This window comes from bacterium (assembly GCA_030247525.1).
Classification (GTDB): Bacteria; Electryoneota; JAOADG01; order JAOADG01; family JAOADG01; genus JAOTSC01.
Window position 1 is genome coordinate 1 of the sequence record JAOTSC010000181.1, and the last position, 6,476, is coordinate 6,476.

Consider the following 6,476-nt stretch of genomic DNA (forward strand, 5'->3'; position numbering starts at 1 on the left):
GACCAGGACGCGCTATCGGTATTGGCATCGCAGGAAGTAATGTGTTTATCGCCGATGCGGACTCCGGGCTGCAGGTTATCAATGTAGCAAATCCAACGAATCCGCAAATTGTTGCTTTTCTCGAGACGCCAGGGATAGCGAATTCGATTTCGATTAATGGCGCAACGGCATACATCGCCGATGGTCTGACCGGTATACGGGTCGTAAATATAACCAACCCGCTGACACCACAATTGATCACTGCATACGACACCCCAGGCACTTCCGTGCAAGTAGCAGTTAACGGTAACTTTGCCTACATCGCAGACGATACCGCTGGTTTGCGGATCATCAATCTTGGTAATACTGCGAATCCGCAATTAGTTGGTGGTTACGCAACCTGCGGTTTTGCAACCGGGGTAGCTGTTTCAGGGAATTATGCCTATCTCGCAGCCCAAGCGAGTGGACTTCGCATTGTTAATATCAGTGATTCGACCCATCCGATGGAAGTCGGTTCGATCACTCCGAATGGAACCGCGACGAACATCACCTTCGATAGTTCCCTCGTCTTTCTTTGTGGAGATCGGAATTTGTATCTGCGCTGTTACTCGATAGCGAATCCCGCCAATCCGCAGTTACTGGGGACTTATCTCCCAATGAACGGCGATCCACTCCGAGTAGCTGTAGAAAATGGTTATGGTTACTTGGCGACAAACCTCGATGGGCTTGAAATACTCAACATTTCAAATCCCGCTCAGATAAGGAGGGTTGGTCATATCGATCTACCGGGATATTCGGTTGATATCGTGGTTTCCGGGAATTTCGCATATATCGCGAACGGAGAACTTGGATTAAGAATCGTCGATATCAGTAATCCCGCCAATCCGCAAATGTTAACTTCTTATAACACGGAAGGGAACGCCCGACAAGTGGAAATTTCTGGCAACAATGTCTATATCGCAGACGGTGAAGATGGTTTAGTTATTATCGATGTTAGCAATCCTACAACGCCACAATTCGTTGGATCGTTCAATACCAACGGCTTTGCCCGGGGACTTGCGCTTGCCGGAGAATACGCGATAGTAGCCGACGACACTTGCGGGATTTGAATCGTCAATGTGAGTAATCCATCGAGTCCGCAAGAAGTTGGCTTTTACAATACGCTGGGAACGAGCTGTGATGTCGTTGTTTCCGGAAGCAATGCCTACGTTGCCGATTACTATCAATTCGGTATCTATGCTTGTACGCATTTTTCGGGTACCGTTGAGTTAGAATCTCCGTTCGTCCCATCGCAGTTTTCGCTTAAACCCAACTACCCCAACCCCTTCAACCCGACCACTGAGATTCGGTATGCGATTGCGAAAACCAGTAAGGTGGATTTAAGAGTGTTCGATGTAACGGGGCGGGAAGTGGCAAAGTTGATCGATTTCCATCAGAATCCCGGTGAATACACCTTCCACTTCGATGGGAAAGCGCTTTCTGCGGGAACCTACTTTGTTCGATTGCAAGCAGGGGGTTTTGCGAAGACACAGAAGATGGTGCTCTTAAGGTGAAAGGTGTAAGGTGAAAGGTGTAAGATGAAAGGTGTAAGGTGAAAGGTGAAAGGTGAAAGGTGAAAGGTGTAGGGTGTAGGGTGTAGGGTGAAAGGTGAAAGGTGAAAGGTGTAGGGTGTAGGGTGTAGGGTAGGGACAGGCGTCCCCACCTGTATGAAACATAAGAGATTACCTACGTCGATCCCAATGAGATTGCCACGTCACTACGGTCGCATATAATTGCGACCTGCGTTCCTCGCAAAGACAAGAAGGGCGTGCGCGGCACGCCCCTACAGACGGGCTTGGAAACCCGTAACCACCAGACTCCAGTACGTTGGACATTCCTGTCCAACGGGCGTATCGAGTTCTGGGATTGCTTCGTCATCCACTGTCCGGCTGATTCCTCGCAAAGGCAATAAGGGCGTGCGCGGCACGCCCCTACGGACGGGCTTGGAAACCCGTAACCACCCAATCCTATCTCTAATTCTTTATATGAGAGATTTTGATGACCCATGCCTCGTTGCATGGTGTAGCAGCGATAAATTTCTCAGGTATTGTGATCAGTATTCCATTCCCAACACTCTGCCAAGAAATCAACTCTTCGCAGCCAAGAAGATGAACACACGCAGTTACTGCCGGATTCTGACTCGTTAAAAGGATATGCGTCGGTGGCGTTGATTCCCCTTCATCAGCAAGATAGATCGCATAGATCGAGCCATCTTTCCCTTGCGTCAATCGGCATTTCCCATCGATGTACGGCGCAATCGCGCGTGTATTGTGAATCGCCTCCCGATTGATGTTCATCCAACTAGCAATTGCTTGGAGCCGCAAGACTGCTTCCGGTGGATAGTTACCATTACCATCGACTCCAATATTTAGAAGGAAATTTCCCCCTTTCGAGACCACTTCAGCTAATTGGTGGATGAGTTTGCGCGGCGACTTGTAATTATCGTCGGGATAATACGACCACGCTCCCGCCATCGGCATACAAGTTTCCCACGGCTGCGGTAACGGTTCGGCAGGAATATTTCCCTCCGGCGTTAAGTAATTCTCTTGTCGACCTTTCACCCAACGATCGACAATTATCAAATCAGGTTGATAGGAGCGGGCGAGCGCCGCAAGATCATCCATTGCCAAATCTTGGTTTTTACATTTCTCCACATTGTGCGCCAATTTTTCGATAGCAGATACCGGCTGTACCCAACACCCATCCAACCAAAGAATATCGATTGGTCCATAATCGCGTACTAACTCCTCAATTTGACGATAGGTAAACTCTTTAAATTTTTGCCACAATTCCGGGTTGTCGTCGGGATCGTAGTTGGTGTTGCGGTCGGGCGTTGCCCAATAAGGCGACCAGTAATTGGGACTATGCCAATCGGGTTTGGAGAAGTACGCTCCAATCATAATGTCGCGCTTACGAAATGCGTCGAATAATTCTTTGGTGATATTCGCTCGTGGGTTCGTCGAAAAAGGACATGCGGGATCAGTAACTTTATAATCGGTCTGTTTCGTATCGAACATACAGAAACCATCGTGATGCTTGGTCGTGAAAACAACGTATTTCATGCCAGCCGCTGCCGCCCAATCCGCCCACTGCTCGGGATTGAAATCTACCGGATTAAACGTCGTTTTTAAGTTCTCATAAGCTCTCTTATACTCTTCGTAGTTGTCCATGGTGCGCGTAATCCACGGCTCAGAACATATCGGCCACGACTCGCAAGCGCCCCACTGACTATAGGTACCCCAATGCATCATCAACCCGAAGCGGGCATCCTGCCATTGCTCAAGTTTCGCTAAGACCAGCGGATTCGTTTCCTGTTGCATCATCGCTCCTCCCTACACTATTGGATAGCCAATCTACTTCGATTTTGTTGGTGGTTCCACGGTAAAAGTCGATTGTAATTGAATGTCACCGGCTGATTTTCCTATCATTAATTCGAACTCACCCGGTTCGACGATTTTTTGGAAATCCGCCGTCCAGAGCGCGAGTTCAGATACTGGAATCGAAAACATCACTGTTTTAACTTCTCCGCTTTTCAGTGAGATTTTCTGGAAGGATTTTAACTCCTTCACTGGTGTCGTTACCGAGCCGTACTTATCACGCAGATAAACCTGTACAACCTCCTCCCCGTCCCGTTTTCCGATATTCGCAATGTCTACAGTGAATTGTAACTCCCCATCCACCGGGAGACGATTCGACGTAAGTTTCAGATTTTTGTAAGTGAAGTTCGTATAGGAAAGCCCATGTCCGAACGGGAACAACGGTTGTGCGCTACCGTCGCTATAGCGCATGATCTTCGATGGTTTGTCGTTGTAGTAACAAGGAAGTTGTCCGCTGTTTCGGGGAAATGTTATCGGCAACCGACCGGAAGGATTCACTTTTCCGAAGAGCACCTCCGCAATCGCTTGTCCTGCTTGCTCGCCGCCGAACCACGCTTCGACGATTGCAGAAGATAGTTTTGCTTCCTGCTCCAAAGCGACCGGTCGGCCATTGATTAACACGAGGACGATGGGTTTTCCTGTTTCGGCAATTCGTTTCACCAATTCCGTTTGATTGCCGCTCAACTCTACAGTGAGACGGTCGCGGTTTTCGCCGACGACGCGGTCGTTTTCACCCAACGCGAGAATGACAACATCCGCTCGCTGCGCTGCTGCAATCGCTTTTCCGAAATCGGTTGCTTGATGACTCCAGCGTAAACTTACCGATGCTCCCCACTCGTTTTCCCGATACTCGAGTTTTATTTTGTACTGCTTTCCCGCTTTTAATAAAACCTCGGATTTTGCAATGTTTGTGCCATATTGCCACGAATCGATAATCAAATTGTCATCAAGAAACAAGCGAGCGCCATCATCGGAACCAAATCCAACCCATCCAGTAAAATCAAACGTTGGACACAACCAACCTTCCCATCGTACCGTAAAGAAATCGTTACCAATACTTTTGGCTGGCGAACCCTCACCCCAATCGAAATCAAGTAGCGAATCGACACGCTGATTGGTGGCTGGTTCCGTGAGATCACGATTGGAATAATAACTTCCTTGTAAACCGGTCTGGTTAAGATTCGGTGTGCGGAGAAATTGCGATGGAATGGGAACTCCACGTTCGATAATCGAACCTACCTCAACCACTTCGATTCGTGTTTCTGAAAGAGCGATCTTTTGTATACCTTCGGCGAGCGTAATAGCTATGGCATCGCGCGGGGAATAGCCTCCCGTATAAGTCGAATTGACATTCGGTCCAATAACTGCTATCCGTTTCACATGTGCCGGATCGAGCGGAAGGATACCGTTATTCTTGAGGAGGACAATCGATTCGCGGGCTGCATGCAATGCTTGGTTTACATTTTCAGGAATGTGAACCCGTTGCTTAAAAAGCGTTGGATCGACATACGGTCGATCAAATAATCCGAGTTCAAACTTTACCCGGAGGATGCGCGACACTGCGGTGTCGATTTCACTTTCTTTCAGTGCACCGGATGCAACCAGCGACTTGAGCTTGGTGCGAAAACTGTCGGTCGGAAAGTCGTAGAAGGACATATCGACCCCGGCGGATACTGCTCTCCGCAACGAGGCAGACGGATTTTCAGTAACAAAATGGCAGGTTTCCAACATCCGGATTGCACCCATATCGCCCAACACGAATCCGCGAAAGCCCCATTGGTTACGCAGTAATTCGGTCAGGAGCCACGAATCACCGGTACAGGGTACGCCGTTCCACTCGGAATAAGCACTCATAATGCCACGGGCACGACCTTCCCGGATTGCAGTCTCGAAAACCGGCAAGTAAAATTGAAGGGCTTCCCGTTTTCCGACATAGACTGGCGATGAATTAGTACCGGAAACCGGATAACCATGCACCGCAAAGTGTTTCGGTTCGGCAACGATGACGTTATCGTCGCTTAACGTATCGCCTTGCAATCCGCGCACCATCGCTAAACCCATCATCGAAGCGAGTTCGGTATCCTCACCGTAAGTCTCTTCTACTCTACCCCAACGTTGCTCCCGGACGATGTCAAGCACGGGACCTAAACCCATCGCACAACCATGCGCTCGCGATTCAGTAGCGATGACGCGACCGACTCGTTGCACCAATTCCAGATTCCAGGTTGCCGCTAAACCGAGGGGAATTGGAAAGGTCGTACTTCCCGAATCGGCATAGCCGTGAAGGGTTTCCTCGATGAATAGTGCGGGAATCCTCAACCGGTTATGCTCGATCACCCAGCGTTGCACTTGGTTGGACAACTCGGGCGTTGAGGGGTAGAAATCGTGGATGGAACCGATGCCGTCCGTTCCAATATTTTTCGCAGCTATGATCGAATCAAACTTCTTGTTCTCGATATAGGTCCGCCCGTAATTCATCTCCATCTGTGCAATCTTCTCAGCGAGCGTCATCCGGGAGAGCAGGTCTCTGACCCGCTCATCCACCGGGTTCGCTTTGCTATGATATGAAAGTTCCTCGCTCGATGCGGCTAAGCTTACATTCATTGAAAATAGCAAAGCAACTAAGAATGCGAATATCATCGATGGGATGAGTTTACTGACAGATTTCATGTTTCTCATTTCTGTACTCGAGCTTTTGTACTGTTTTGATTTCATTGGAAGTAAGGTAACTTCAGATACGTAAGCATGGAACGCAAACCACAATCCATCGGTCCACGATACGAATTGCTCAAAACACTCTCATATAAAAGATAAGAACTTTTTGATTCGTTCACCGACCAAAAGTTACTGTATTATGAAACAAGTGCACGAAACGATTTTCTAATCAATTTTATCGCAAATAGCTTTACAATCGCTTGTTATTTACGACTCTCCGTTCTAACTTACTGTTACTGCTTTTTACCTCGAACGTTGTTGATCACACTTTGCTGATAACAGAGGTTCCGGTGATTCGATCTGGCGATAGGTTGCTACCACTTTTTACAATGCCCATCCGACATTGCCAACACGATACTATTGTTT

General features: G+C 48.3%; 4 protein-coding genes. 2 read left to right on the forward strand and 2 right to left on the reverse strand.

Features of this window, described 5'->3' with window-relative positions; genetic code table 11:
• Both OEM52_13050 and OEM52_13055 read left to right on the forward strand, forming a co-directional pair.
• Positions 1 to 1,088, forward strand: a 1,088-nt coding sequence (locus OEM52_13050; GenBank protein MDK9701064.1) for a hypothetical protein, incomplete at its 5' end; no start/stop codon positions are given.
• Positions 1,089 to 1,097: 9 nt separating this feature from the next.
• Positions 1,098 to 1,532 carry a T9SS type A sorting domain-containing protein gene (locus OEM52_13055; protein MDK9701065.1) on the forward strand — a complete coding sequence of 145 codons (435 nt, stop codon included), beginning with the start codon at positions 1,098 to 1,100 and terminating at the stop codon, positions 1,530 to 1,532.
• A gap of 459 nt (positions 1,533 to 1,991) precedes the next feature.
• On the opposite strand, the gene OEM52_13060 is transcribed toward OEM52_13055, so the two are convergent.
• Together OEM52_13060 and OEM52_13065 are read right to left on the reverse strand one after the other, a co-directional pair.
• The gene (locus tag OEM52_13060) at positions 1,992 to 3,341 is read right to left on the reverse strand and encodes an alpha-L-fucosidase (protein ID MDK9701066.1); all 1,350 of its coding nucleotides are present in this window, start codon (positions 3,339 to 3,341) and stop codon (positions 1,992 to 1,994) included.
• A 30-nt stretch (positions 3,342 to 3,371) separates the two neighbouring features.
• Positions 3,372 to 6,074, reverse strand: coding sequence for a glycoside hydrolase family 3 C-terminal domain-containing protein (locus tag OEM52_13065; protein MDK9701067.1), 2,703 nt, complete (start codon positions 6,072 to 6,074; stop codon positions 3,372 to 3,374).
• Positions 6,075 to 6,476: the final 402 nt, after the last annotated feature.